This window comes from Hymenobacter antarcticus (assembly GCF_039539545.1).
Lineage (GTDB): Bacteria > Bacteroidota > Bacteroidia > Cytophagales > Hymenobacteraceae > Hymenobacter > Hymenobacter antarcticus.
Window position 1 is genome coordinate 1 of sequence record NZ_BAABDI010000007.1, and the last position, 24,121, is coordinate 24,121.

The window sequence follows — 24,121 nt, forward strand, 5'->3', positions numbered from 1 at the left end:
CAACTCACGGCCCGCTTTCCCAAGCAAATTCATGCCGTTACGGCCCAAGGTTTCTTCCTCAAAATCGTCCTCTTCATCTTTGTGCACGCCCTCGACCAAGCCGGCATATAGTCCGCAACTTGGGTTAAGTAGGTCGTGGGAATTAGTTTGACTTAATAGCACGTCATGCTGAGCCCGTCGAAGCATCTCTACCGCTTCGCTGAACGGCCCTACTGAAGCGGTAGAGATGCTTCGACTGCGCGGACGCCAGATAGGCATGACGTTCTTTTTTATTGCAAAGTAATTTGCCTGACCTACTTACCCCCAAGAAAGTAGCGTAGTACTGCCGGCTTGTTACGGCGGTACACACCTGCACAACGAGCGCCGTGCTAATTGCCGCTCCCGGTGCGGTACTTCCAGCGTGATGGGAGGCAGCTGAATGCCTGAACAGGCGCGATAGCCGCGCCGGGCCACGCGGTCGCGGTTGTTGCCCAGGGTAGCGCCGGCTCTCGCCGACCCGGCAAAAAACAGCTGTATAAAGGCTAAAAAGGCGGAAAATCGTAAGAGTACAGCCCTGAAAAGGAAGGGGGAAGCGGTGAAAGTAAAAAATCAGGGGAGCAGATGGCGTAGTAGAGCATTACAGCGGTAATTGATTTTGAACGGGAACGAGGCGGGGAGTTGGGCTTTGGTGTATATAAGAATTGTTTTATAAAATAGCATTCACAATATTTTAATGAAAAGGACAAAATGTTGTAATTGAACAAGGTATATCGTTCTTAACAATTGCGTAATGTTGTAGTAGCGTCGAGGTAATCCAATAAAAGGAATTTTGCGGCACCATTCAACACATTCACGTTTTTACATTTTTTCATGAACTTCACCTTTACCCGCATCAGCAGCCTAGTGCTGCTGGCTGCCGTAGCAGTTTCCTGTTCGCGTGATGAGCAGGGCATTGCCCCCGCGACCCCTACGGCCACCAGCGTGAGCAGCGATGTCGCTTCCCGCGACAACAACCTGGCCATGGGCAACCCCAGCGGGGCCGTGACCGACGCTACCAACTCGCCCAACAATTACCTGATGACCAAAACCCAGTACACCATGTCGTATAGCCGCGACAAGGGGAAGCCCAACTGGGTGAGCTGGCACCTGAGCAGCGCCTGGCTGGGCAGCACCCCCCGCCAGGACAATTTCGCTTCCGACGCTACGCTGCCCTCGGGCTGGTTCCGCGCCGGCAGCACCAGCTACAGCGGCTCGGGTTTCGACCGCGGCCACGTGTGCCCCAGCGCTGACCGTACTGGCTCGGTGGCCGACAACTCGGCTACGTTCCTCATGACCAACATGATGCCCCAGGCCCCCACTAATAACCAGCAAACCTGGGCCGGCCTCGAAAACTACGCCCGCACGCTGGTAGGCCAGGGCTACGAGTGCTACATCGTGGCCGGCAGCTACGGCAGCGGCGGCACCGGCACCAACGGCTACGCCACCACCATCAGCAGCGGGCGCATTGCCGTGCCCAGCAACTGCTGGAAAGTACTGGTAGTGCTGCCCGAAGGCACCGGCGACGCCAGCCGCGTGACTACCGCTACCCGCATCATCGCCGTGAATATGCCCAACACCAATTCCATTGGCACGGCCTGGGGCGCGTACCGCACTTCGGTGGACGCCATCGAGGCGGCCACGGGCTACAACATCCTCTCGGCCGTGAGCAGCACCGTGCAAAGCACCATCGAGTCGCGCGTGGACAGCGGCCCGACTTCCTGAGCAGCGCCGGGGCCCTGAAAGCCAGCACTACATGAAAAAAGCCCGTGGTACTCAGTCGAGTGCCACGGGCTTTTTTGTGGCTGGAAGAAGCGAGTGCTTCGGTAGCCGAATAAACAGTCAAAGTTACGGCTGCATCCGAATGCGGAGCAAGCGCAAAATTTTGTTAGAAAAAGATTATCAAGCGTATACAGGGTAAAAATCACGGCTATCTCTTTCAAATCGCAGAAAATAGTAGGTGAAATATTTCTCAAAAAAAACGCCAACAAAAAGGTAACATTACCAATGTTTGTCCGGCGTAAACATTCCGTAATTTTGCATCGTGCTTCAACCAAAAAACTTGTTGATGAAGCGCGGGACACTCCTCAGCAGTGACCCGCGAGAGGACCGGAAGGTCTTCACCGCCATCGGTTTTTCCGATTTTGCCTCCGGTATTTCCGCTGTTTTTTCTGGTTGTTGCCCTGCCACCGTTTCGGATTCCGAAACGGTTTTTTTGTGCCCGTGCTGGTCGGATGGATAAGTCATTCTGCGCTTAGGCGCCGCTCAATCACCCGGTCACTCATTCACTCCCAATGGACACCTACACCCTCGCCCCAACCGTAGCCGCTGCTACCCTTGCCTCGGCTCACGCCGGCAACCGCAACCTGAGTACCGACCCCAGGCGCATGGCGGTAATCAAAGTATGGGACGCCATGATGCGCGGCGCCCGCAAGTACTGCGAGCAGGAAGGCTTCGTGACCATCCACAACATGCCCCACATCGTGGGCGTGACCGGTGCCTGCGAGAACACCGACACGCTGTTCACCCTCGACTGGTACGACGGCCGCAAGATGTTCCTGCCCCAGAGCAACCAGCTCTACATTGAGATGCTGACCCAGGCCGTGGAAGGCGGCCGCGTGTGCGGCGAAATCCAGAGCTTCCGCAAGGAGCTGAACGCTGATAACCGCCGCCTGGCGCAGTTCACCCTGTTCGAAATTGAGCACCTCGGCGACCTCGACGAGCTGCTGGGCCACCTGAGCGGCATCGTGCGCACGGTGGCCAACGAAGTAGCCACCAAGTGCGCCAAGGAGCTGGCCCTGTTCGGCCGCGACGCGGAGGACATCAAAGACCTTACCTTCAAGCGGATGACTTATGCCGACGCCATTGAGCGGCTCAAGCCCGAGGGCTTCCCCGACCTGCAGTGGGGCGACGACCTGGGCGCGACCGAGGAGAACCGCCTCACCGAGCTGGAGGGCCCGATTTTCATCACCCACTACCCCGCCGACATCAAGTTCTTCAACATGCGCAACAACGATGAGGACCCGCGCGTGGTGAACTCCTCCGACCTGCTGCTGCCGCTGGCCGGCGAGTCGGCCGGTTCGGCCGAGCGTGAGTTCGACGGGGCCAAGCTGCGCCACAAGCTGGAAACCAGCTCGATGCTGGCCGGCCTCATCCGCCAGGGCATGAAGTTGGAAGACTTCGAATGGTACCTTGGCTTCCATGAGGAGCACGACGTGAAGCTGCACTCGGGTGCTGGGGTGGGCATGGCCCGCGTGGCCCAGTTCATCCTAGGTCAGACGGACATCCGCGACTGCGTGCCCTTCCTGATTAACCGCGACAACGTTATTTAATTGTCGTTATCAGCTGCTGGTTGTCAGTTGTTAGTGAGTGAGTTGGGCATGGCCCGGCTCAAGACTGGCGACTGACAACCAGCAATTGTTTTCCCGCTGTGTTAACTTCAGGAAGCGGAATTTCCCGGTTGAACGCGCTAGTAATAGCCTGACAACTAACAACGAGCAACTGACAACCAGATACTATGAAACTCGGCGCCATTACGTTACAGAATTCGGTGTGCCTGGCCACCGCTCCGTGGGACCTCGACGGGGCCGGCTACGAGCAGCTGGGCGCGATTTTTACCAAAACCGTGACCATGGAGCCCCGCGCCGGCCTGCCCGACGACGACGGCATTCTGCAAGTGGCCGACCAAACCCTGCTCAACCGCACCGACATGCGCACCGAGGGGGCCGAGCTGCTGGTGCAGGAGCACCTGCCGCGCCTGCGCCGTTTCGGCGTGCCGGTATTTGTGAGCATTACGGCACCCGGCGTGCCGGGCTTCCGCAAGATTGCGCGCTATTTGCAGCGCGAAGCGGGTGAGCAGCTGGCCGGGCTGGAAGTATACATCACCGTGCCGCCCGGCGGCTCGGGGGCCGACGTGACGGCCCGCTTCGTGCGCGAAGCCACCGAGGCCGTGCGCAACGAGCTGCACGACGAGGCGGCCGTGATTGTGAAGCTACCGCCGTGGCCCGACCACATCCGGGGCCTGGCCCTGGGTGCCCAGGAGGGCGGGGCTACGGCCCTGGCGGCTACCAATACGCTGAAGGTGCTGCACCTGCCTACTGACCGCAACGCTGCTCCGCTGGTGGGCGGGCTCTCGGGCGAGGCACTACGGCCGCTGGCTTTGCGTTGCGTGTGGGAGCTGGCGCACGATGAGCTGCTAACGCTGCCCATCTTCGGCACCGGTGGTATTTTCACGCTGCGCGACGTGGAGGATTACCTGCGCGTCGGGGCCCAGGCCGTGCAGGTGGCGAGTGGCGAATGGCTCTCGCCGGGCCTGTCGGCGCGGCTGGCGTCGGAAGTCGCCCGGAATGCTTCAGTAACTCATTAACTTTTGACTACCCGGAACGTCATGCAGAGCGCAGCGAAGCATCTTTACCTCGACACTAATCAATGGTAATTCAACGAAGCGGTAAAGATGCTTCGCTGCGCTCTGCATGACGTTCTAAGATGCAGTTAATTACCTCGTTTCTTCTCTTTTTATCTAGTCCTGTCGGCCGCTATGCAAAAGCTCCTCACCCGCGTTCAAACCGCTAATTCTCTGCTCTGTGTGGGCCTGGACCCCACGGGCGACGATGCTACCGTGGCCCGGCGGCTGCGCGAAGTAATTGCCGAGACGGCACCCTTCGCCGCCGCTTTCAAACCCAACCTTGCGTTCTTTCTGAGTCGTGAAAACGGCGTGGCGCTGCTCCAGGAAACCGTGCGCAGCATTCCGGCCGACATCCCCGTGATTCTGGATGGCAAATTCGGCGACATCGCCAACACCGCCGAGCAGTACGCCCGCTTCGCCTACGACGTGGTGGGCGCCGACGGCGTGACCGTGAACCCCTACATGGGCGACGACACCATCCGGCCTTTCGCCCGGCCCGGCAAGCTGGTATTCTCGCTGGCAAAAACCTCCAACAAGCCCCAGCACGGCCTGCAGGACGCAGCCATGACCCGCGGCGGCTCCATCAGCGACTGGGCCGCCCGGCTGGCCCGGCTCGTGGATGAGGAAATGCCAGAGTCCACCGTGGGCCTCGTGGTGGGAGCCACCGAGCCCGCCACGGTGGCCAAGCTCCGGGCCGCCTGCCCCGACCAGTGGTTTCTGGTGCCGGGCATTGGGGTGCAGGGTGGCGACTTGTCGGCCACGCTCCGGGCCGGGCTGCGGGCTGATGGCAGCGGGCTGCTCATCAACTCCTCACGGGGAATCTGGCAGGCCCAGGATGCCGGCGCGGAAGCCCGGAAATTGATGGAGCAGATAAACGAGCACCGCACCGTAACGCACTCAGCCCACGCCTGAACAAAAAAGCCGCCTCACCGCGGCTTTTTGCATTCTAGCCTCTTAAAAAATGCCTGATTCTGAAGTACCAATGGCTTCTCCCGTTCGTGGTCGATTTCAAGCAATCGACAGCTTCGCGATAAGGCGGAGAAATGAGTTTTACATCATCGGCCTTCTGCAGGAAGGAGAAGTGCAGGAGCAATGGTTCGCTCATATTGCCCTAAATCCTGGCTTTGCCATTACGTTCAGAATCACTCAGATTGAAACGGTGCAAATAGCTAATGAGACACAGGAATACCAACTGCTCATTGTTGCTGGGGATGCCGAAAGTATCGATTTGATGCTGGGCTTAAACATCGGCTTAGAACCTATAGTGATTTCGACTGAAGGAGAAGACTAGAAAATGACTAATATGACCCCCGAAACCCATTTGCCCATTGCCCTCGATGCCGAGTTGCTGGAGCAGCAATTGCTTCAGGAAGACGCGCTGCTGCGTGGGCACTTCCGGCTGTCGTCGGGCCTGCACTCCGATACCTATGTGCAGTGCGCCCGCTACCTGCGCCGGCCGGAGCTGGCCGCGCCCGCTGCGGCTGCGCTGGCAGCTCAGATTCAGGCGGCCGGCTTGCAGCCCGATGTGGTAGTCGGCCCCGCCATGGGCGGCGTAGTCATTGGCTACGAGCTGGCCCGGCAGCTGGGCGTGCCCGGTATTTTCACGGAGCGCGACGCTGATGGGCAGATGAGCCTGCGGCGCGGTTTCACCATCGAGCCCGGCGAAAAAGTCATTATTGCCGAAGACGTGGTGACGACTGGCAAAAGCACGTTGGAAGTAGCGAAAGTGCTGCGCAGTATGGGTGCGGAGGTTTTGGCCGTGGCCTCGCTCATCGACCGCACGGGCGGGAAAGGCGGACTGGATTTCCCGCATTTCGCGCTGCTTCCGGTCGTGGCCGCGACCTTTGCGCCTCAGAGCTGCCCCCTGTGCGCCGCCGGCGTGCCGGTAGTGAAGCCCGGCAGCCGGCCTGAAAAAGTGTTTTGATTAAGCAGGTGAAAAGCCAAAGAGCCCAGCCTGAACGTCATGCTGAGCGCAGCCGAAGCATCTCTACCGCTTCGTCGCAATTGATAAGATTTACTAATGAGGTAGAGATGCTTCGACTCCGCTGCGCGCCGCTCAGCATGACGTTGTTTCTCTGACGTTCTGAATATCATCAATGCCCGATAACACCACCCACACCATCCAGCTCACGCTGAAACCCGGCCAGCACGACGGCGACGGCCAGCGCGTGGCCGAGGCCGCCGCCCGCCACCTGGGCCTGACCACCGGCCGCGTACGCAGCGCCGCCGTCTACACGGTGCGCTACCCGCTCAGCGCAACCCAGCTGAGTGATTTTGCCACCCGCTGCCTCGCCGACCCGGTGCTGCACGAGGTGCGCCTGAATGAGCTGACCGCCGCGCCCGGCTTCGCCACCTACATCCTCGTTGCCCGCCGCCCCGGCGTGACCGACGACGAAGGCACCTCGGCCCAAAATGCGCTGGCCGATATTCTGAATGAGCCGCTGGACGTGCATACGCAGCATATTTTCAGCAAGAAACTCTACCTGCTCGAAAACGACCTGCCTGAAGCCGACCTGCGCCGCATCGCCGAAGAATTGCTCGGCAACAAGCTTATCAACTGGCTGGAAGTGGGCCGCGTGGCCGACGGCATCCGCGACTACACGCCGCGCCCCGGCGGCGGGGCCGAGGCCATTACCGAAGTTATTTCGCTGACCGGCCGCAGCGATGCGGAGCTGCTTCAGCTCTCGAAGGAGAATATCTACGCGCTGAACCTGGAGGAAATGCGGGCCGTGCGTGACTACTTCGCCGCCGCTGATACGCAGGCCGAGCGGCAGGCCGCGGGCTCACCCGTTGACCCCACGGATTGCGAGCTGGAAATCATCGCGCAAACGTGGTCGGAGCACTGCAAGCACAAGGAATTTTCGGCGCTCATCAACTACAAAGACCTGGAAACGGGCGAGGAAAAGCAGGTCGATTCGCTCTTCAAAACCTACATCAAAGACGCCACTTCCGAAGTAGACCGCCAGCTGCGGGCCAACGGCAACGACTGGCTGGTGAAAGTCTTTTCCGACAACGCGGGGGCGGTGCGCATCAACGCCGACTCTCTGTTTGTGTGGAAGGTGGAAACGCACAACTCGCCCAGTGCCATCGACCCGTACGGCGGGGCAATTACGGGCATTTTAGGGAATAACCGCGACCCGCTGGCCACTGGCATTGGCGGGGCGCGGCTGCTGTTCAATACCAACGTGCTGTGCTTCGGCAACCCGGAGTACGACGGGCCGCTGCTGACCGGGCAGCTGCACCCGCGCCGCATTCTGGAAGGTGTGCGCAAGGGCATCGAGGACGGCGGCAATAAATCGGGGGTTCCTACCGTGAACGGGGCCATCGTGTTTGATGACCGGTACGCCGGCAAGCCGCTGGTGTACTGCGGCACCGGCGCGGTGATGCCCATGCAATTTGCCGGGCTGGACTCGTGGGAAAAGAAGATTGACGCCGGCGACCGTATCGTCATGGCCGGTGGCCGGGTGGGCAAGGACGGTATCCACGGTGCCACGTTTTCGAGCATCGAGCTCGATGAGACCGCGCCCGCCACGGCCGTGCAAATCGGCTCGCCCATCACCCAGAAGCTGGCGATGGATTTCCTGCTACTGGCCGCCCGCCGGGGCCTGCTGAAATGCAGCACCGACAACGGCGCGGGTGGCCTCTCATCGTCCGTGGGCGAGCTGGCCGGCATTTCGGGGGGCGCGGTGGTTGAGCTGGAAAAAGTGCCCCTGAAATACCCCGGTCTGCGGCCCTGGGAGATTTTCGTTAGCGAGTCGCAGGAGCGGTTTACGCTGGTGGTGGAGCCCGGCAAAATGGCCGAAATTACGGCGCTGGGCCAGGAAATGGAAGTGGAGCTGACCGATATCGGCCACTTCACCGCCGACGGTTTCCTGGACGTGCGCTTTGATGGCGCGCCGGTGGCCCGGCTCAATATGGAGTTTCTGCACGAAGGCGTGCCGCGCAAAATCCTGGAGGCGGAGTGGACGCGGCCGGCGCTGGTGGAGCCGGTGCTAACCCCATCCCCTAGCCCCTTCCCCGATGGGGAAGGGGGACTAGTTTCTAGCGCTAATTCTAATCTTGATGTGGATTCTAATCTAAAATTAGAATCTAGTTCCCCTTCCCCATCGGGGAAGGGGCTAGGGGATGGGGTTTCCATCGAAGTGCCGCTGGACCTGACGGAGACGCTGACGCGGCTGCTGGGCTCGCTCAATATCTGCTCGCGAGAGTCCGTCATTCGCCAGTACGACCACGAGGTGAAAGGCCGCACGATTGTGAAGCCTTTGATGGGCGCGACCGGGCAGGCCCCGCAGGACGCGGCCGTGGTGCGCTTCAATTTCGAGAGCTGGGAAGGCGTGGCGGTGAGCAACGGCATCATCCCGCGCTACGGCGATTTGGACGCCTACCACATGTCGGCCGGCGCATTTGACGAGGCCGTGCGCCAGATTATCGCAGTGGGAGGGAAGCTCCCCAACCTGACGCCGGGTGACGGGATTTTCTGGTCGGTGAACGACAACTTCTGCGTGCCTGATTCGGTGTATGACCCCGCGACGAACCCCGATGGCAAGCAGAAGCTGGCCAAGCTGGTGCGCATGTGCGAGGCCCTGCGCGACGCCACGGCCGCCTACTGCATCCCGCTCACCAGCGGGAAAGACAGCATGAAAAACGACTTCAAGGCCGACGGCGTGAAGATTTCGGTGCCGCCCACCGTGCTCTACTCGATGACGGCCAAAATGGAGGACGTGCGCCGCGCCGTAACCAGCGACTTCAAGCAGAACGACGACGTAGTGTACCTACTCGGCGAAACCCACGACGAGCTGGGCGGCTCCGAGTTCTACGCCCTGCACGGCCAGCTGGGGGCCAATGTGCCGAAGGTGGATTTTGCCAGAGCCAAGGAGCTGTACACGCTCATCGGCAACGCTAACGACCAGAGCCTCATCCAGTCCTGCCACGACCTGAGCGACGGCGGCCTCGCCGTGGCGCTGGCCGAAACGACGTTTGGCTACGGCTACGGGGCCGAAATCGAGCTGCCCGCTGGCGGCTTGCCACTGGCTACGCAGCTGTTCTCGGAGTCGCACTCCCGTTTCTTAGCAACCGTAGCGCCGGAAGACGTAGTGGCGTTTGAGCAGCTGCTCGGCAACCGCGCCACCCGCCTGGGCCGCGTAACGCTGGATGGCCAGCTGACCGCGCGCCACGCCGGCCAAACCGTTGTTTCGGCCAGCACCGCCACCCTGCGCGCCGCCTGGACTAACGGGCCGGTGAATCGATTACTCGGCGTAGTTTCCAGGGACAACCTAAGCCACTCAAATTCGCTCTAAAAGCACAAGACCCTTTTCCATTGGCCCAAAAGACTTTTGAAATGGTACAAGAAGCTGCTCAAGGAGCACATAAAGTTCAATCGGAGGCACAAGCCGAGGGTTCGGAACCGGCGGGCGCGGTGCGGGCGCTGATTCTGACCGGATTCGGCATCAACTGCGAGGAGGAATTCGCCGCAGCTTACCGCCTGGCCGGGGCCGAAGCCACCATTGTGCACCTCAACCAGGTGCTGCACGGGCAGGTGAGCATCCACGATTTCGACATCCTGAATTTTCCCGGCGGCTTTTCGTTTGGCGATGATTTGGGCTCGGGCGTGGTGCTGGCCAATAAGCTGCGCTACCGCCAGAACGGCCCCGACGGCCGCACGCTGCTCGACGACATCAAGCAGTTCATCGCCGATGGCAAGTTCGTGTTTGGCATCTGCAACGGCTTTCAGGTGCTGGTAAAGCTGGGGCTGCTGCCCAACCTGGGCGGCAGCGTGACGCCCGAAGTCACGCTCACCCACAACGCCAGCGGCCGCTACGAGGACAGGTGGGTGACGCTGCGCGTGAATCCGTTGTCGAGCACACCATTTCTGAAAGGAATCGACACGCTGGAAGTGCCCGTGCGCCATGGCGAAGGCCGGCTGGTAATTCCCGATGCCGCAACTCAGGCGGCCATCGAAGCGGCCGGGCTGAATTGCCTGACCTACGCCGATTTCGACGGCGGTGCAACGGATGTTTATCCCTTCAATCCCAACGGCGCGGCGCTGAACTGCGCTGGTCTGACGGATACCACCGGGCAGGTGTTCGGGCTGATGCCGCACCCCGAGGCGTTTTTATCGGCTTATAACCACCCCGACTGGGCGCGGCGGCGGCGCGCCGGGCAAACCGATGAGGAGGGGCAGGGGTTGCAGATTTTTAGGAATATTGTGGCGCACGTGGCACTGTGCCGCGCACCCCACCCCCCGGCCCCCTCCCCGATGGGGAGGGGGAGCCTGACGACTGCTGAAGAGCCGACGGGGTTTTATGGAGGTGATGGTGAAAAGAGGATGCGACCTGCTCGGGAGCGACGGGCTGACTTAGATGAAAAAGGCGGCACGGTGCAGGATGATGTTTTTACCACCTCTGGTAAAAATTGGGAGTACCTGAAAGAGTTTGGCCGGGCCATGCGCAAAGTGCCAACCGAGGCGGAAGAACTATTATGGAACGAGCTTCGGGGGCAAAAAACCGGGGCTAAATTCCGTCGGCAGCATGCCATTGATTCCTTTATTGTGGACTTCGTGAGCATTCCCGACAAGCTGGTTGTTGAAGTAGACGGTGGAATCCACGACGAAGCCAACCAAAGAGAATATGATGCCGGACGGACAGAAATTTTGCAGGAATTAGGCTACAAAGTCCTGCGCTTCTCCAACTACCAGGTACTACATGAAACCCAAACGGTAGTGCGCGAAATCCAGAGAAACCTGCTGCAAATCAACCCCAAAGACTAACTCTCCAAACCAGCTCATCGTCGTCAGGCTCCCCCTCCCCATCGGGGAGGGGGCCGGGGGGGTGGGGTTATAACGCATGAATACGCTCACCCACTTCGCCTCCCCCCAACTCCCCCTGCTGCACCGCGGCAAAGTGCGCGACAGCCTGCGCGCGCCCAGCGGCGACCGCCTCATCATCGTCACCGACCGTCTTTCGGCGTTCGATTCGGTGCTCGAAACCGCCATCTCGCACAAAGGCGCGGTGCTGAACGGCCTGGCCAATTTCTGGTTCGACAAGACCCAGCACATCATCCCGAACCACGTCATCAAGCTTGTGGATGCCAACGCCATGCTGGTGAAAGAGGCCGAGCCCATCAAGGTGGAAATGATTGTGCGCCAGTACCTCACTGGCTCGATGTGGCGCGGGTACCAAGCCGGGCAGCGCACGTTTTCGGGCGTGACGGTGCCCGACGGACTGACCAAAAACCATCCCTTCCCGCAGGCTATTGTCACGCCCACCACCAAGGAAGAATCGGACCGCGAAATCACGCCCGACAACCTGGTGAGCGAGGGTTGGGTGACCAAAGAGCTGTACGACCAGATGGCCGTGAAGTCGCTGATGCTGTTTGCCGTGGGTTCGCAGCTGCTGGCCGAGAAGGGCATTGTCCTGGTGGATACCAAGTATGAGTTTGGCCTGCTCAACGGCAAGCTGATTCTCATTGATGAGATGCACACGCCCGATTCGTCGCGCTTCTGGAGCGCCGAGGACTATGCCCGCAACCCCGAAACGGCCGAGCAGATGGACAAGGAGTACGTCCGCCAGTGGCTTATAGCCAACAAAAAAGACGGCCAGTACCCCCGCGCCCTCACCCCGGAAGTAGCCCGCGAAGCCAGCCGCCGCTACCTCGACATCTACCAGCGCATCACGGGCGAGGCCCTGCCCACCGCCGAGCCCGAAACCACCGATGCCCCCGGTTCCGGCCGCCACGATGCCCGCGCCCGCCTGCTGGCCAACCTCGTGGCCGCCGGCCTGATTAAGGATGCCTGGGTGAACATCGTGATGGGCTCGCCCGCCGACAAGGAGCACTGCGAGAAAATCCGTCAGCAGTTCGAAGGCTACGACGTCTTCACGCAGCTGCGCGTGACCTCGGCCCACAAAAACGGCGAAGCCATCGTCGGCATGGCCGAAATCTGGAACAACAGCATCGAGCCCGGCGTCATCATCGCCGTGGCCGACCTGAGCAACGGCCTTGGCGGCGCGCTGGCGGCCAACGTGAACGTGCCCGTCATCTCCTGCCCGCTCTACCAGGACTACGCCGAGCTGGCGATGAACCTGAACTCCTCGGTCGTCATGCCCAGCGGCACGCCCAACCTGACGGTAGTGCGCCCCGATAACGCTGCCCAAGGTGCCCTCCGCGCCCTTAACCTGCCCCGCCTGCGCGAGCGCCTGAGCCAGGATATTCTCACCACCAAAGCCAAGCTGCGCGCCGCCGACGAGGAATTTAAACAACTATAATCCGCGCCGCCTCGGCTCCCCCTCTCCACGGGAGAGGGGGCCGGGGGGTGAGGTTATGCCAGAACGATGTCAAATACTAAAACCCTTCTCCTCCTCGGCTCCGGCGCGCGCGAGCACGCCCTGGCCGAAAAGCTGACCCGCGACGGGGCCACGGTGCTCGTGCTGCCCGGCAACGCCGGCATCCCCAACAGCCACCCCGAAGTCAACCCGCTGGATTTTGAGGCGGTGAAAAACTTCGCCCAGGCCCACGAAGCCAGGCTGATTGTGGTGGGGCCCGAAGCGCCGCTGGCGGCCGGCATCACCGACTTTTTCGCGGATTCCGACATCCAGGTTTTCGGCCCTACCCGTGCGGCGGCGCGGCTGGAAAGCTCCAAGGTGTGGAGCAAGGAATTCATGCGCCGCCACGGCGTGGCGACGGCGCAGGCCTGGCCTTTCCGGAGCGATAACATTGCCGATGCCCGCGCCAAAGCCGCCGAGCTGGGCGGGCACGTGGTGGTGAAATACGATGGCCTGGCCGCCGGCAAAGGCGTGTACGTGTGCTCGTCGCCGGAAGAAGCCGAGGCGGCTTTCGACGACCTGCAAACAAGCTACTCCGGCTGGTTTTCCTTCCTGCTCGAAGAAAAGCTGACCGGCCCCGAAATCAGCATCATCGGCCTCACCGATGGCCACGTTATTCGCCTGCTGGCTACCTCGCAGGACCACAAGCAGCTGCTCGCCGGCGACCGCGGCCCCAACACCGGCGGCATGGGCGCCTACTGCCCCGTGCCCTTCGCCGATGGCAATGTGCTGGCCGCTATTGCCCGCGACATCGTGGACCCCACCCTGCGCGGCCTGCAAAATGAGCAGTTCGAGTTCCGGGGCTTCCTGTATTTCGGCATCATGCTCACGCCCATCGGCCCCAGGCTGCTGGAATACAACGTGCGCTTGGGTGACCCCGAAGCTGAAGTCCTGCTCCCCGCCCTGGACAGCAGCCTGCTCGATTTGATTGAAGCCACCCTGGATGGCACGCTGGCCCAGCAGGGCGTGCGGCAGCGGCCGGGGGCATTCGTGGGTGTGGTGCTGGCTTCGGGCGGCTACCCGGCCCCGAAATTCCCCATCGGCTTTCCCATCTCCGGCCTCGATAATCTACCGGCCGGCGTGCGGGCCTACCACGGGGCCACCCGCCGCGACGAAGCCGGCCAGCTGGTGACCAACGGCGGCCGCGTCCTCGTCCTCACCGCCCACGGATACGACCTGGAAGAAGCCACCGCCCTGGCCTACGAAGCCTGCGCCCGCGTCACGTTCCAGGAGTCGTATTTCCGAACCGACATCGCCCAGCGTCCGGCCCCGGTTCTGACGGCCAGCGTTGTAAATTGAAGCCAGAAGCTCAGCCCTACCAAATGAACGTCCTCACCTCCCTCGAGCAATTTCGTCAGGCTCCCCTCTCTTTTGGCGAGGGGCTGGGAGGGAGAGCAGCCCGCCTGGCCATCCTGCTTTCGGGCCGGGGTTCCAACATGATGGCCCTGGTCGAAGCGACAAAAACGGGCGTGTTAAAAGGCCTTGCCGAAGTGGCCGTGGTATTCAGCAACAAGCCCGATGCTTTTGGCCTCGAAACGGCGGCGGCCCTTGGGTGCCCCGTAGCGGCGCTGCCCAGCCAGGGCCGCAAGCGCGAAGTTTTTGATGCCGAAGCGGCCCAGCTGCTCCAGCAGTATCAGCCCGATTTTGTGGTGCTGGCGGGGTATATGCGCATTTTGTCGCCGGCGTTCATTCAGCCTTTTGCGGGCCGAATTCTCAATATTCATCCCGCTGACACTCATCAGCACCAGGGCTTGCACGCTTACGAGTGGGCCTTTGACAACAAGCTGACCGAAACCAAAATCACTGTGCATTTGGTGGATGAAGGCCTGGATACCGGCCCCATCCTCGCCCAGCAAACGGTGGATTTGCGCGGGGCCGATACGCTGGCGGAAGTAGAGCGGCGCGGGCTGGCCGTGGAGCATGAGTTATACGCGTGGGCTTTGGTCGAATTAATTAAAAGCAAACAGCCCGTCATGTCGAGCGCAGCCGAGACATCTCGCGTGCTGAAGTAATTAAACCGTTGCGACGAAGCAAGCGAGATGCCTCGACTGCGCTCGGCATGACGTTCCTATTGACAAGTAAAAAATCGAAGCTTATGTGCGGAATAGTAGGTTTTCACGGTCCCGATAATGTTGCGGCCGATATGATTGTCGGCCTCACCGCCCTCCAGCACCGGGGGCAGGATGCGGCCGGCATCGCCACGTTCGACGATTCTTTCCACTTGCACAAAGGGCAGGGGCTCGTCAACGACGTGTTCAAGCCCAAGCATGTGAAGAAGCTGAAGGGCCACACCGGCATCGGCCACGTGCGCTACACCACGCAGGGGGCGAATGACTCGGACCTCGCCCAGCCCTTCACCACCAGCTACCCGTTTGGCCTGGCCATGGTGCATAATGGCAACGTCATCAACTTCCGCGAGGTGGCCAAGCGCCTGCATGAGAAGTACCACGTGCTGCCCAAAACCACCAACGACCTGGAGCTTATCATGTACACCTTCGCCTCGGAGCTGCGCGTGAAAGACCTCGACCACCTCTCGGTGGTGGATATTTTCGATGCCGTGGAAACCACCCAGGAGCTGGTGAAGGGGGCCTACGCCACCATCACCATCATCGCCGGGCACGGCCTGCTGGCTTTCACCGACCCGCTGGGCATCCGGCCGCTGGTGCTGGGCCGTCGCGACACGCCCGCCGGCCCGGTGTTCGCCTTCGTCTCGGAAAGCACCTGCTTCGATTACCTTGACTTTAAGTTCATCAAGAACGTGGGGCCGGGCCAGGCCATCTTTATCGACAACAACTTCCAGGTGCATTACAAAAACCCGTACGCGGTGCCGAAGCACTTCTGCGCGTTTGAGCACATCTATTTTGCCCGCGAAGACTCCGTGATTCACGGCCGGCTGGTGGCCCGCGAGCGGGTGCGCCTGGGCAAGCGCCTGGCCCGCAAGGTGGCCGATGCCGGCCTGAAGCCCGACATGGTGATTGACGTGCCCAGCAGCGGCTACTTCGCCGCTTCCGGCCTGGCCGAGGCCATTGGGGTGCCCTACCGCCGCGCCCTGGTGAAAAACAACCACATGGGCCGCTCGTTCATCGTGCCCACCCAGGCCGGGCGCGAGGACGTGGTGAAGAAAAAGCTCAACCCCATCCGTGAGTTTGTGGAGGGCAAAAAAGTGGCCGTGGTGGATGACAGCATCGTGCGCGGCACCACCTCGCGCCGCATTGTGCGGCTGCTGCGCGAGGCCGGGGCCACCGAGGTGTACTTCATTTCCAGCGCCCCGCCCATCGTGTCGCCCTGCATCTACGGCATCGACATGGCCATGAGCACCGAGCTCATCGCGGCCAACTACACGGAGGACGAAATCTGCCGCTACATCGAAGCCGACAAGGTTATCTACCAGGATTTGGAAGATTTGGAGGAGCTGTTTGCCGAAGACCAGGACCACGGCGGCAGCTGCTTCGCCTGCTTCTCGGGCAAATACCCGACGGGCGACGTGACCCACTACCTGCGCCACGTGCAGGAGGAGCGGGCCAGCCACCGGGGCGATAAAAAAGGTAAGAAAAACCTGTCGGTGAGCGCCAAGGCACCCGAGCCGACGGAGCATTAAGCAGAACGAAACTCCCCTCCTCAGATGAGGAGGGGACGTGGCCGCGAGGCGGACGCTGGGGTGGTTGACGCCGTCCGCGCCGTCAGGGGCCGTTGTTTGTGCTGTATCGTTTCGCCATCGTTCAACGAATTCAACCACCCCCGTTCGCGCTAAAGCGCGAACATCCCCTCCTCATCTGAGGAGGGGAGTTGTCGTTCCAACATCATGTCCACTTCCCCCGCCAACCCCGCCGGCTACTCCATCGAAGAAGGCAACGCCGCCTCCCGCAACGCCTACAGCTGGTCGAAAAAAACCTTCGCCAACCGCGCCGGCAAGCCCGGCGAGCCCGCTCAGGACCTCGACGGCGGCTTCTCCAACGAAATCCGCTTCGGCAGCGAGCGCCTCGGCATCAGCTCCGACGGCATCGGGACCAAGATTGAAGTGGCCGAGCGCCTCAATAAGTACGATACCCTCGGCTACGACCTCATCGCCATGACGGCCGACGACCTCATCGCCGCCGGCTTCGTGCCCACCAACCTCTCCAACATCATCGACGTGAACCACCTCGACTACGACGTGGTGGACCAACTGATGCGCGGCCTGCACGACGCCGCCAACTTTACCCAAATCGCCATCACCGGCGGTGAAATCGCGGAGCTGGGCAACCGCATCGGCGGCTGGCCGGGCGCGAAGATGAACTTCAACTGGTGCTCCACGGCCATCGGGGTGCTGCACCCCAGCCTGGCCCAGCCCCTGAGCGGCAAAACCGCCCGGGCCGGCCACGTCGTGGTGGCCCTGCGCTCGCCCTCGTTTCGCTCCAACGGCTACTCGCTGGCCCGCAAAACCCTGCAAAAGGTATTTGGCGATGACTGGCACGAAGCTCCGTTTGAGTTAAAAGTTAAAAGTGAAGAGTTAAAAGGCCACGATGAGCTTTTAACTTTTAACTCTTCACTTTTAACTGAACCCAAAACCTGGGGCGAGGCCCTGCTCGCGCCTTCGCTCATCTATTCGCCCGGCATCACGGCCCTGCTCGATGCGGGTTTGCCGCTGCACGGCATCGCCCACATCACCGGCGGCGGCGTGGCCGATAACTTCTCGCGGGTGCTCAAAAACGGCCTCGGCGCGGTGCTCGACAACCTCTTCGAGCCCCTGCCCGCCATGCAGCGCCTGATGGAAATCGGCGACATCAGCCCCGAAACCGCCTATCTCTACTGGAACATGGGCACCGGTATGCTCATTGTGACGGAAGAAGCTTCGGCCGCTGGCGTGGTGGCCTCGCTGCAAGCCAGCGGCTACGATACCCAAGTGGCCGGCCGCCTCACCGCCGAACCCGGCGTGACGCTGCGCGTGGGCGCGGGCGAGCTGCGGTACGCGTAGAGCACTGCTGATTCACAAATTCGACCCAAAACCCGGCCAGGATGATACATCGGGCCGGGTTTTAGGTATGATTTCGATAAAGGGCAGTACATTCAGTGCAGGCAGCAGACTATCAATAACTAAAGCAGAGCTACTTATGCGATTAAGTAGTCTGACAAGAAAACAGATAGGTCCCCAACTGGCAATTAGTAGCCTATTGCCAATGCAGTCTGGAACATTGTAAGCGTTAAGTAGTACATCGGCAGAAAAAGCAGGCATATCTTAGCACTGCCGAACCTGACCCAAAGCCCTGCCCGATGAAAGAACCCGCTGTGACTACCGTCGAGCCCTTGCTGGAAGGCCTGGCGGCCCGTATTGCCCGGCGCGACCTGCCGCCCGCCGCTGCCGATGCCAATCGGTTTGAGCCCGGCCAGGTACTGCGCCGCCTCGATGACTACCTCGCCCCCCTGCTGCCCGGCCGCAACCGCCTGAGCCGCGCCAGTCGGGTACGAATGCTCTACCAGTTTATGCAGCACGAAGCCCAAACGGCCCACGACCTGGCCCGCGCCGCCGGTGTAGCGCGGGTAGCGGGCAGCCGTGCCCACGCCGAGCTGGTCCGCATCGGCCTGCTGCGCGGAGCCTACGAAGGCCCACGCCGGGTATACCGCCTCACCCGCTGGGGCGAGGATTGGCTGCTGGCCATCGGCCGCTGCGAGGTGCCGACCACGCGGCTGGCGTAAGTGTTTGGACGGGGTAGGTAGGGGCGGGGCTTGCCCCCGCCCGTCGTTCGCGCCGTTGCCACGATTCCCGTTCAACGGGGGGCGGGGACAAGCCCCGCCCCTACGCCCCGCGCACCGGGCGCTTCTCCAGAATCAGCTGGGTGCGGTACTCGTAGAGGCTCATTTCGAGGCCCACGGGGAAGGTGTGCGGGTTGAGGAAGCGGCGGATGCCGGGGTCGAGGCTCTGCACTTCGCGCTGGGCGAGGGCGCGGCTTTCGGTCAGGGTCGGCAGGTCGAGCACGCGCTTACCGCGCTGAAATACGGGCTCCAGCAGCTCGCGAAACCTGGTTTCGGGCTTGATGGTCAGGCGGCGGGTGAGGTCAAGCGGGTCGACGATGGTGAGGTGGTCGGGGAGGGGCTCGGCGGTGTTGTAGAGCATGTCGGCGCGGGGCTTGCCGTACTCGTTCAGGTAGCGGCGCACCTGCAGGATGCCGGGGATGCTGGTTTTGGCCACCTGCTCGGAGAGCTTGAGGGTGAAATCCCAGCCCGAATCGTCGGCCTTGCGCAGGGCGGCCAGCTTGTACACGCCCCCCAGCGCGGCCTGGTTGTAGGCCGTCACGAGCTGGGTGCCCACGCCCCAGGTATCGATGCGGGCCCCCTGCTGCTTGAGGCTGGTGATGAGGTTTTCCTCCAAATCGTTGCTGGCCACGATGCGCGTTTCCGTGAAGCCGGCCTCGTCGAGCACCGCCCGCGCCTCCCGACTGAGGTAGGCCAAATCACCCGAATCGAGCCGGATGCCAGCCAGCTCGTGGCCGTTGGCGCGCATGCCGCGGGCCACCTTAATGGCCTGGCGCACGCCCTCAATGGTATCGTAAGTATCGACCAGAAACACCGAGTCGTCGGGGAAAGCCTGCGCGTAGGCCGAAAACGCCTGCGCTTCATCGCCAAACGCCTGCACCCAGCTGTGGGCGTGGGTGCCGCGCACCGGAATGCCGAAACGCTGCCCGGCCAGCACGTTGCTGGTGGCATCGGCCCCGCCGAGGTAGGCGGCCCGGCTGGCCCCCAGGCCGCCATCGAAGCCCTGGGCGCGGCGCAGTCCGAACTCCAGAATCTGGTCGGCCGGGCCAGTGGCTTCGCGGATGCGGGCCGCCTTGGTGGCCACCAGGGTTTGGAAGTTGATGAGCGTGAGCAGGGCCGTTTCCAGCAGCTGGGCTTGCAGCAGCGGCCCGCGCACCCGCAGCAGCGGCTCGTTGCCGAATACCACGGTGCCTTCCGGAATGGCATCGATGTCGCAGGTGAATGTCAGCTGGCGCAGGTATTCCAGGAACTCGGGCGGGAACATGGCCGTGCCTTTGCTGCCGCGCAGGCTGCCGAGGTAGGCCAGGTCATCGTCGGAAAAATGCAGGTTTTCGACCCAGTCCACGGCCAGCGCCAGCCCGGCCGCCACCGCGTAGCCGCCCTGAAAAGGCGCTTTGCGGAAGTACAGGTGAAACACGGCCTCCCGGTCCTGCATGCCCTGCTGCCAGTAGCCGTAAGCCATCGTGAGCTGATACAAATCGGTAACGAGGGCGAGCGACGGCGCGTAGAGGCCGGAGAGCGGGGCTGAATTCATGAGCAAAGGCGGGCGGGCCGGTAGTTAAGTGCCACAAAGGAAGCCCCCGCCGCAGGATAAGTCTTTACCTTTCCCGGCTTTCTCCATCCCTTTTCTCGTGTTCGTGCCATCAACGCCCGCTTCTTCCGCGCTTTTTCGCCTCGTTCACCGCGTGGGCCAGCTTTCGGCCCGGTACCGGCTGCTGATGGGCGTTGCGCTGGGGGCGGTGGCCTGGGTGCTGGCCCCGCCCGACGCGGGGCTCATCAGCCGCTGGGTAGCGGCCTGGGATGTGTACGCGGCCAGCACGCTGCTGCTCATCGGGGCCGGCATTTTCACGGCCGATGCCGACAGCATCCGCAAAGTGGCCAACAACGAGGACCCCAGCCGGCTACTGGCCTTCATCTTCGTGCTGGTGGCGGCCCTGGCCAGCCTGCTGGCCGTGGTCGCCCTGATGGGGACCATGAAAACCCTGTCGGGCGGGCTGCTGGCCCGGCATGTCACCCTGAGCATCGCGGCCGTGTTCGAATCGTGGATACTGGTGCATACCGTGTTCACGCTGCACTACGCCCACATTTACTACGACCAGGACGAACGATACGGCGGCGACACCGGCGGCCTGGAGTTCCCCGGCGACGACCCCGAGCCCGATTACCTCGATTTTGCCTACTTCGCCTTCACCATCGGCATGGCCGCCCAAACCGCCGATGTCACCATTCCCGGCAAGCGCCAGCGCCGCACCACCCTGCTGCACGCCATCATCTCGTTCGGCTTCAACACCGCCATCGTCGCTCTCAGTATCAGCGCCCTGAGCGGGCTTATTTGAGTTAAGAGTTAAGAGTTACGAGTTAAGAGTTGGGGGTTGGCAAAACAGTAACCCTTAACTCTCAACTCTTAACTCTTTTAAGAAATCAGTCCCTGGCTCACGGCCAGCTTGATGAGGGCCGCCGTATTCTTGGCCTGGGTCTTGGCGATGATGTTCTGGCGGTGGGTTTCGATGGTGCGCTTGCTGATGAAGAGCTTGTCGGAAATCTCGCCGTTGGTCATTCCTTCGGCGATGAGCTTGAGCACTTCCAGCTCGCGGGCGGTGAGGTCGGCCCCGGTGTGGCCGCCGGCTTCGTCGGTTTGGCTGGCCGACTGGCTCACGGCTTTGTACAGCATATTGAGCCCGATTTCGGTGCACAGGAAAGTGTTGCCGGCCGATACCGTCCGAATAGCGTGCGTGATTTCGCTGATGGTCGCGTTTTTCAGCACGTAGCCCAGCGCGCCGGCTTCCATCATGCGGGCCACGTAGTTCTCGTGGTCGAGCATGGTGAGCACCAGCACCCGCACCTCGGGAAAGCGGCGGCGCAGCTCGGGCATGGTGGCAAAGCCGTCGAGCACGGGCATTTGCACGTCCATCAGCACCACGTCTACCGGTGTCGTTTCGAGAATATGCAGCACCTCGGCCCCGTTGCTGGCCTCGCCCACCACTTCCAGGTCAGGCTCAGCCGAAAGCAGCGCCCGGATGCCGTCGCGCAGAATAGTGTGGTCATCAGCCAGAAGTAAGCGAGTCATGGTGCAAAGAAGAACAGAAGAACATTGGTGACGAAACGGGCAGTAGCCAACAAAGTTGGCCCCCCCCAATAGGTACGTGCACACCCCCTCCGTATTTGTACCAAACAGGGAGAGACGTTCCCGCTTTTTGAAGGGATTTATACGGCTTTTATGGTCGGGCCTACTCCTGAGCTTGCTCGTGCCTGTACTTTCGGGGCTCGCAAGATAAGTGGTGATTTTCCCGGTTTATAAATTGATATCTTCGACACAACGGCCCGCTTTACCCGCAACTATAATTCGATTACTCCTCACCGACGGCCACGCCCTTACGCGGGAGGCGTTGCGTACCGGGCTGGGCGCGCACGGCTACCTCACCAAAAACTCGCTTCTGACCGAGCTGGTCCACGGCCTGACTACCGTGGCGGGCGGGCGGCCGTTTCTGGGCTCCGCTATCGGGCTGGCCCTGCTCAGGCGGTACTACACCACCAGCTCCGTGGTCGGCGATGCCGCCCGCGCCACCCTGGGCCCGAGCAAGGGCGAAACGGAAGTGCTCAGCCTGGTGGCCGATGGCCTGACCAATGCCGAAATCGCCAGCAAGCTTTTCACCAGTAAGCGCACCATCGAAACCCACCGCCAGAACATCATGGACAAAACCCATACCCGCAACACCGCCGCGCTGATTAAGCTGGCCGTGCGCCAGGGCCTGCTGCCGGAGTAGGTGGCGGAATATTTTTAAAAACCGAACGTCATGCTGAGCGGAGTCGAAGCATCTCTGCTGCGCAAGTAATCCATTTACTGATGCGGTAGAGATGCTTCGGCTCCGCTCAGCATGACGTGCCGTAGGCTACTTACTCACCACTCTGCGCGGCAATGATGAATTCGGCCAGCTCGCGGAAACAGCCGTGACCGCCCGGTGTCTGGCAGTGAAAGTCGGCTACTGCCCGGGCAAAGGACGTGGCATCGCCGGGGCAGGCCGAAAAGCCCACCAGACTCAGGATTTCGACATCGTTGGTATCGTCGCCGATGAAGGCGACTTCCTCGGCTGTGAGCCCGGTGCGGGCCAGGATTTCGTGCAGGCAGGCCGGCTTGTCCTTAATGCCCAGGTGCAGCTCTTCAATCTTTAGCTTGGCGGCGCGGGTGCGCACCGACGGTGAAAGCTCGCCCGTCATAATGCCCGTGGCAATGCCGTGGTGGCGCAGCCGCTCCACGCCCATGCCATCCCGAATGTTGAAGCGCTTCATTTCCTCGCCCCGCTCCGAATAGTACACGCCGCCGTCGGTGAGCACGCCGTCGCAATCGGTCAGTACCAGGCGGATTCGGCGGGCGCGGGCAGTGAGGTTGGATAATTTCATAAAGGCAAATGTGGAGCTGGGCGAGCGAAAAGAGGTGAATTTTCGATAATAGTTACCGAATCATGGTGCAAGAACGGCATAGAACGCCAAACGAAAATTGGATTGGAATTATGATTATCCCGTAATGTGTATCTTAGCTTAATCAATCCCTTTTGCTTGTATCCTATGAAGAATCAGTTGACTATCGGGGTGGCCCTGGCCTGTTTATTACCAGGCGTGTCCAAGGCGCAGTCGGCACGGGCCGCCGTAGAAGCAGCCGAAACTTCTTTTGCCGCGCAAGCCGCGCAGGCTGGTACGGCGGCGGCATTCGTGGCCAATAGCGCCCCCAATGGCCTGGTAGCGGAACAAGGCAAGCTGGTGAATGCCCAGGAGCTGTGGACCGGCCGCCCAGCCAAGCCCGGCCAGCGCCTGGCCTGGTACCCGGTGCTGGCCGATGTGTCCCAGACGGGCGACCTCGGCTACACCACCGGCCCCTGGACGACCTTCCAGAACAACCGGCCGCAGGCCGCGGGCGAGTACGTGACCGTGTGGCGCAAGCAGCCCGATGGCAAGTTTAAGTTCGTGGTCGACATGGGTATTGAGCGCGTGGGTACCGCGCCGGCCGCGGCCACCGTGGCCCAGCCGCGCCTGCTGGCCGCTGTCGCTACGCCCAGTGCCGCGCCGTCTAACATCCTGCTCGACCTCGACCGCAAGTTTGCGGCCGCCGAACTGCTCAAGCCCGGCGCTACCTACCAGCAATACCTTAGCGCCGAGGCCCGCCTCTACCGTCCCGGCCTGTCGGTGATGCAGGGCGCGGCGGCTTCGGCCAACATGAAAAACCTGGATGGCAGCTACCTCTTCACCGCCACTACCTGCTACCTGGCCGCTGCCGGCGACCTGGGCTATGTGGTGGGCACCCTGCGCCGCGCCGCTGCCGGGGCCAAGCATCCCGAAGAAAATGGCAGCTACCTGCGCATCTGGCGCCGCGAAGCCGTCGCCGGTTGGCGCCTGGTGGTCGAGGTATTCAACCTGACTCCGGGCTCGATGGCTCCCGCCGCGGCCTCCACCCCCGAGGGCACTGCCGGCCAGTTGCCGGCTGCCAAGTCGGGGCAGTAGTCTCGGTACGTATTTCCTGCAAATAGTAAGGAAGGCCTCGCTGGTTGCAGTGAGGCCTTTTTTTATGCCTTTGCCAGGTCAATACGGGGGGGGGCAGTGTAAGGCTGAGCCACCGGGGGCGTCTGGTAGGAGGTGGGTGGCAGCGGCGCCGGCCCATCGG

Annotated in this window: 21 protein-coding genes and 1 pseudogene; 18 read left to right on the plus strand and 4 right to left on the minus strand. The window is 61.7% G+C overall.

From position 1 onward, the window contains the following. Together ABD819_RS21510 and ABD819_RS06925 are read left to right on the plus strand one after the other, a co-directional pair. Positions 1-111, plus strand: a pseudogene (locus tag ABD819_RS21510) (IS982 family transposase); the annotation flags it as partial. 738 nt (positions 112-849) lie between these two features. Continuing rightward, positions 850-1,740 (plus strand): DNA/RNA non-specific endonuclease, encoded by an 891-nt coding sequence (locus ABD819_RS06925; protein WP_345122437.1) that lies wholly within the window; start codon positions 850-852, stop codon positions 1,738-1,740. Positions 1,741-2,064: 324 nt separating this feature from the next. On the opposite strand, the gene ABD819_RS06930 is transcribed toward ABD819_RS06925, so the two are convergent. After that, positions 2,065-2,262, minus strand: a complete 198-nt coding sequence (locus tag ABD819_RS06930) for a hypothetical protein (RefSeq protein ID WP_345122439.1) — start codon at positions 2,260-2,262, stop codon at positions 2,065-2,067. A gap of 47 nt (positions 2,263-2,309) precedes the next feature. Between ABD819_RS06930 and ABD819_RS06935 the strand changes: the two genes are divergently transcribed. The 13 genes from ABD819_RS06935 (at position 2,310) to ABD819_RS06995 (ending at position 18,411) form a co-directional block, all read left to right on the plus strand. Continuing rightward, positions 2,310-3,347, plus strand: a complete 1,038-nt coding sequence (locus tag ABD819_RS06935) for an amino acid--tRNA ligase-related protein (RefSeq protein WP_345122441.1) — start codon at positions 2,310-2,312, stop codon at positions 3,345-3,347. Positions 3,348-3,532: 185 nt separating this feature from the next. Next, on the plus strand, positions 3,533-4,381 hold the full coding sequence (locus ABD819_RS06940) for a dihydroorotate dehydrogenase (RefSeq protein WP_345122443.1): 849 nt from the start codon (positions 3,533-3,535) through the stop codon (positions 4,379-4,381). 171 nt (positions 4,382-4,552) lie between these two features. Further along, the gene (pyrF, locus tag ABD819_RS06945; RefSeq protein ID WP_345122445.1) at positions 4,553-5,332 is read left to right on the plus strand and encodes an orotidine-5'-phosphate decarboxylase; all 780 of its coding nucleotides are present in this window, start codon (positions 4,553-4,555) and stop codon (positions 5,330-5,332) included. 49 nt (positions 5,333-5,381) lie between these two features. Beyond that, on the plus strand, positions 5,382-5,711 hold the full coding sequence (locus tag ABD819_RS06950; RefSeq protein WP_345122446.1) for a hypothetical protein: 330 nt from the start codon (positions 5,382-5,384) through the stop codon (positions 5,709-5,711). A gap of 12 nt (positions 5,712-5,723) precedes the next feature. Continuing rightward, the gene (pyrE, locus tag ABD819_RS06955) at positions 5,724-6,344 is read left to right on the plus strand and encodes an orotate phosphoribosyltransferase (RefSeq protein ID WP_345122448.1); all 621 of its coding nucleotides are present in this window, start codon (positions 5,724-5,726) and stop codon (positions 6,342-6,344) included. Between the two features lie 172 nt (positions 6,345-6,516). Continuing rightward, positions 6,517-9,717, plus strand: a complete 3,201-nt coding sequence (locus tag ABD819_RS06960; RefSeq protein WP_345122450.1) for an AIR synthase-related protein — start codon at positions 6,517-6,519, stop codon at positions 9,715-9,717. A 41-nt stretch (positions 9,718-9,758) separates the two neighbouring features. Then, positions 9,759-11,186: a phosphoribosylformylglycinamidine synthase subunit PurQ gene (locus tag ABD819_RS06965; protein WP_345122452.1), complete on the plus strand. Its 1,428-nt coding sequence runs from the start codon at positions 9,759-9,761 to the stop codon at positions 11,184-11,186. Positions 11,187-11,262: 76 nt separating this feature from the next. Continuing rightward, positions 11,263-12,681, plus strand: coding sequence for a phosphoribosylaminoimidazolesuccinocarboxamide synthase (locus ABD819_RS06970; protein WP_345122454.1), 1,419 nt, complete (start codon positions 11,263-11,265; stop codon positions 12,679-12,681). A gap of 66 nt (positions 12,682-12,747) precedes the next feature. Next, positions 12,748-14,037 carry a phosphoribosylamine--glycine ligase gene (gene purD / locus ABD819_RS06975; RefSeq protein ID WP_345122456.1) on the plus strand — a complete coding sequence of 430 codons (1,290 nt, stop codon included), beginning with the start codon at positions 12,748-12,750 and terminating at the stop codon, positions 14,035-14,037. 23 nt (positions 14,038-14,060) lie between these two features. Further along, positions 14,061-14,750 carry a phosphoribosylglycinamide formyltransferase gene (purN, locus tag ABD819_RS06980; protein ID WP_345122458.1) on the plus strand — a complete coding sequence of 230 codons (690 nt, stop codon included), beginning with the start codon at positions 14,061-14,063 and terminating at the stop codon, positions 14,748-14,750. A gap of 83 nt (positions 14,751-14,833) precedes the next feature. After that, positions 14,834-16,336, plus strand: coding sequence for an amidophosphoribosyltransferase (gene purF, locus ABD819_RS06985; protein ID WP_345122460.1), 1,503 nt, complete (start codon positions 14,834-14,836; stop codon positions 16,334-16,336). Between the two features lie 204 nt (positions 16,337-16,540). Then, positions 16,541-17,692 carry an AIR synthase-related protein gene (locus ABD819_RS06990; RefSeq protein ID WP_345122462.1) on the plus strand — a complete coding sequence of 384 codons (1,152 nt, stop codon included), beginning with the start codon at positions 16,541-16,543 and terminating at the stop codon, positions 17,690-17,692. A 296-nt stretch (positions 17,693-17,988) separates the two neighbouring features. After that, positions 17,989-18,411 carry a hypothetical protein gene (locus ABD819_RS06995; RefSeq protein WP_345122464.1) on the plus strand — a complete coding sequence of 141 codons (423 nt, stop codon included), beginning with the start codon at positions 17,989-17,991 and terminating at the stop codon, positions 18,409-18,411. A 100-nt stretch (positions 18,412-18,511) separates the two neighbouring features. Here the strand turns inward: ABD819_RS06995 and ABD819_RS07000 are convergent, their stop codons facing one another. Then, a complete protein-coding gene (locus tag ABD819_RS07000; RefSeq protein ID WP_345122465.1) occupies positions 18,512-20,002 on the minus strand; it encodes a nicotinate phosphoribosyltransferase in 1,491 nt (496 codons plus the stop codon). 97 nt (positions 20,003-20,099) lie between these two features. Between ABD819_RS07000 and ABD819_RS07005 the strand changes: the two genes are divergently transcribed. Next, positions 20,100-20,804 carry a DUF1345 domain-containing protein gene (locus ABD819_RS07005; RefSeq protein ID WP_345122467.1) on the plus strand — a complete coding sequence of 235 codons (705 nt, stop codon included), beginning with the start codon at positions 20,100-20,102 and terminating at the stop codon, positions 20,802-20,804. Between the two features lie 77 nt (positions 20,805-20,881). On the opposite strand, the gene ABD819_RS07010 is transcribed toward ABD819_RS07005, so the two are convergent. Further along, complete coding sequence (locus tag ABD819_RS07010) at positions 20,882-21,535, minus strand: response regulator (protein ID WP_345122469.1); 654 nt, start codon at positions 21,533-21,535, stop codon at positions 20,882-20,884. A 232-nt stretch (positions 21,536-21,767) separates the two neighbouring features. Between ABD819_RS07010 and ABD819_RS07015 the strand changes: the two genes are divergently transcribed. Then, a complete protein-coding gene (locus ABD819_RS07015; RefSeq protein ID WP_345122471.1) occupies positions 21,768-22,232 on the plus strand; it encodes a response regulator transcription factor in 465 nt (154 codons plus the stop codon). A 130-nt stretch (positions 22,233-22,362) separates the two neighbouring features. Here ABD819_RS07015 and ABD819_RS07020 read toward each other — a convergent pair whose 3' ends face one another. Then, positions 22,363-22,866 (minus strand): KdsC family phosphatase, encoded by a 504-nt coding sequence (locus tag ABD819_RS07020; protein WP_345122473.1) that lies wholly within the window; start codon positions 22,864-22,866, stop codon positions 22,363-22,365. A gap of 165 nt (positions 22,867-23,031) precedes the next feature. On the opposite strand from ABD819_RS07020, the gene ABD819_RS07025 reads away from it, so the two are divergent. Further along, positions 23,032-23,961: a DUF4440 domain-containing protein gene (locus ABD819_RS07025; protein WP_345122475.1), complete on the plus strand. Its 930-nt coding sequence runs from the start codon at positions 23,032-23,034 to the stop codon at positions 23,959-23,961. The last annotated feature ends 160 nt before the right edge of the window (positions 23,962-24,121 follow it).

What these genes read in the sequence shown, in the direction of transcription:
- purN (WP_345122458.1), top strand. Translation starts at nt 14,061, where the DNA reads ATGAACGTCCTCACCTCCCTCGAGCAATTTCGTCAGGCTCCCCTCTCT.
- ABD819_RS07000 (WP_345122465.1), bottom strand. Translation starts at nt 20,002, where the DNA reads ATGAATTCAGCCCCGCTCTCCGGCCTCTACGCGCCGTCGCTCGCCCTC.
- pyrF (WP_345122445.1), top strand. Translation starts at nt 4,553, where the DNA reads ATGCAAAAGCTCCTCACCCGCGTTCAAACCGCTAATTCTCTGCTCTGT.
- ABD819_RS06950 (WP_345122446.1), top strand. Translation starts at nt 5,382, where the DNA reads ATGCCTGATTCTGAAGTACCAATGGCTTCTCCCGTTCGTGGTCGATTT.
- ABD819_RS06960 (WP_345122450.1), top strand. Translation starts at nt 6,517, where the DNA reads ATGCCCGATAACACCACCCACACCATCCAGCTCACGCTGAAACCCGGC.
- ABD819_RS06925 (WP_345122437.1), top strand. Translation starts at nt 850, where the DNA reads ATGAACTTCACCTTTACCCGCATCAGCAGCCTAGTGCTGCTGGCTGCC.
- purD (WP_345122456.1), top strand. Translation starts at nt 12,748, where the DNA reads ATGTCAAATACTAAAACCCTTCTCCTCCTCGGCTCCGGCGCGCGCGAG.
- ABD819_RS06970 (WP_345122454.1), top strand. Translation starts at nt 11,263, where the DNA reads ATGAATACGCTCACCCACTTCGCCTCCCCCCAACTCCCCCTGCTGCAC.
- ABD819_RS06930 (WP_345122439.1), bottom strand. Translation starts at nt 2,262, where the DNA reads ATGACTTATCCATCCGACCAGCACGGGCACAAAAAAACCGTTTCGGAA.
- ABD819_RS07025 (WP_345122475.1), top strand. Translation starts at nt 23,032, where the DNA reads ATGAAGAATCAGTTGACTATCGGGGTGGCCCTGGCCTGTTTATTACCA.
- ABD819_RS06940 (WP_345122443.1), top strand. Translation starts at nt 3,533, where the DNA reads ATGAAACTCGGCGCCATTACGTTACAGAATTCGGTGTGCCTGGCCACC.
- ABD819_RS06990 (WP_345122462.1), top strand. Translation starts at nt 16,541, where the DNA reads ATGTCCACTTCCCCCGCCAACCCCGCCGGCTACTCCATCGAAGAAGGC.
- ABD819_RS06965 (WP_345122452.1), top strand. Translation starts at nt 9,759, where the DNA reads ATGGTACAAGAAGCTGCTCAAGGAGCACATAAAGTTCAATCGGAGGCA.
- pyrE (WP_345122448.1), top strand. Translation starts at nt 5,724, where the DNA reads ATGACCCCCGAAACCCATTTGCCCATTGCCCTCGATGCCGAGTTGCTG.
- ABD819_RS06995 (WP_345122464.1), top strand. Translation starts at nt 17,989, where the DNA reads ATGAAAGAACCCGCTGTGACTACCGTCGAGCCCTTGCTGGAAGGCCTG.
- ABD819_RS06935 (WP_345122441.1), top strand. Translation starts at nt 2,310, where the DNA reads ATGGACACCTACACCCTCGCCCCAACCGTAGCCGCTGCTACCCTTGCC.
- ABD819_RS07010 (WP_345122469.1), bottom strand. Translation starts at nt 21,535, where the DNA reads ATGACTCGCTTACTTCTGGCTGATGACCACACTATTCTGCGCGACGGC.
- ABD819_RS07020 (WP_345122473.1), bottom strand. Translation starts at nt 22,866, where the DNA reads ATGAAATTATCCAACCTCACTGCCCGCGCCCGCCGAATCCGCCTGGTA.
- purF (WP_345122460.1), top strand. Translation starts at nt 14,834, where the DNA reads ATGTGCGGAATAGTAGGTTTTCACGGTCCCGATAATGTTGCGGCCGAT.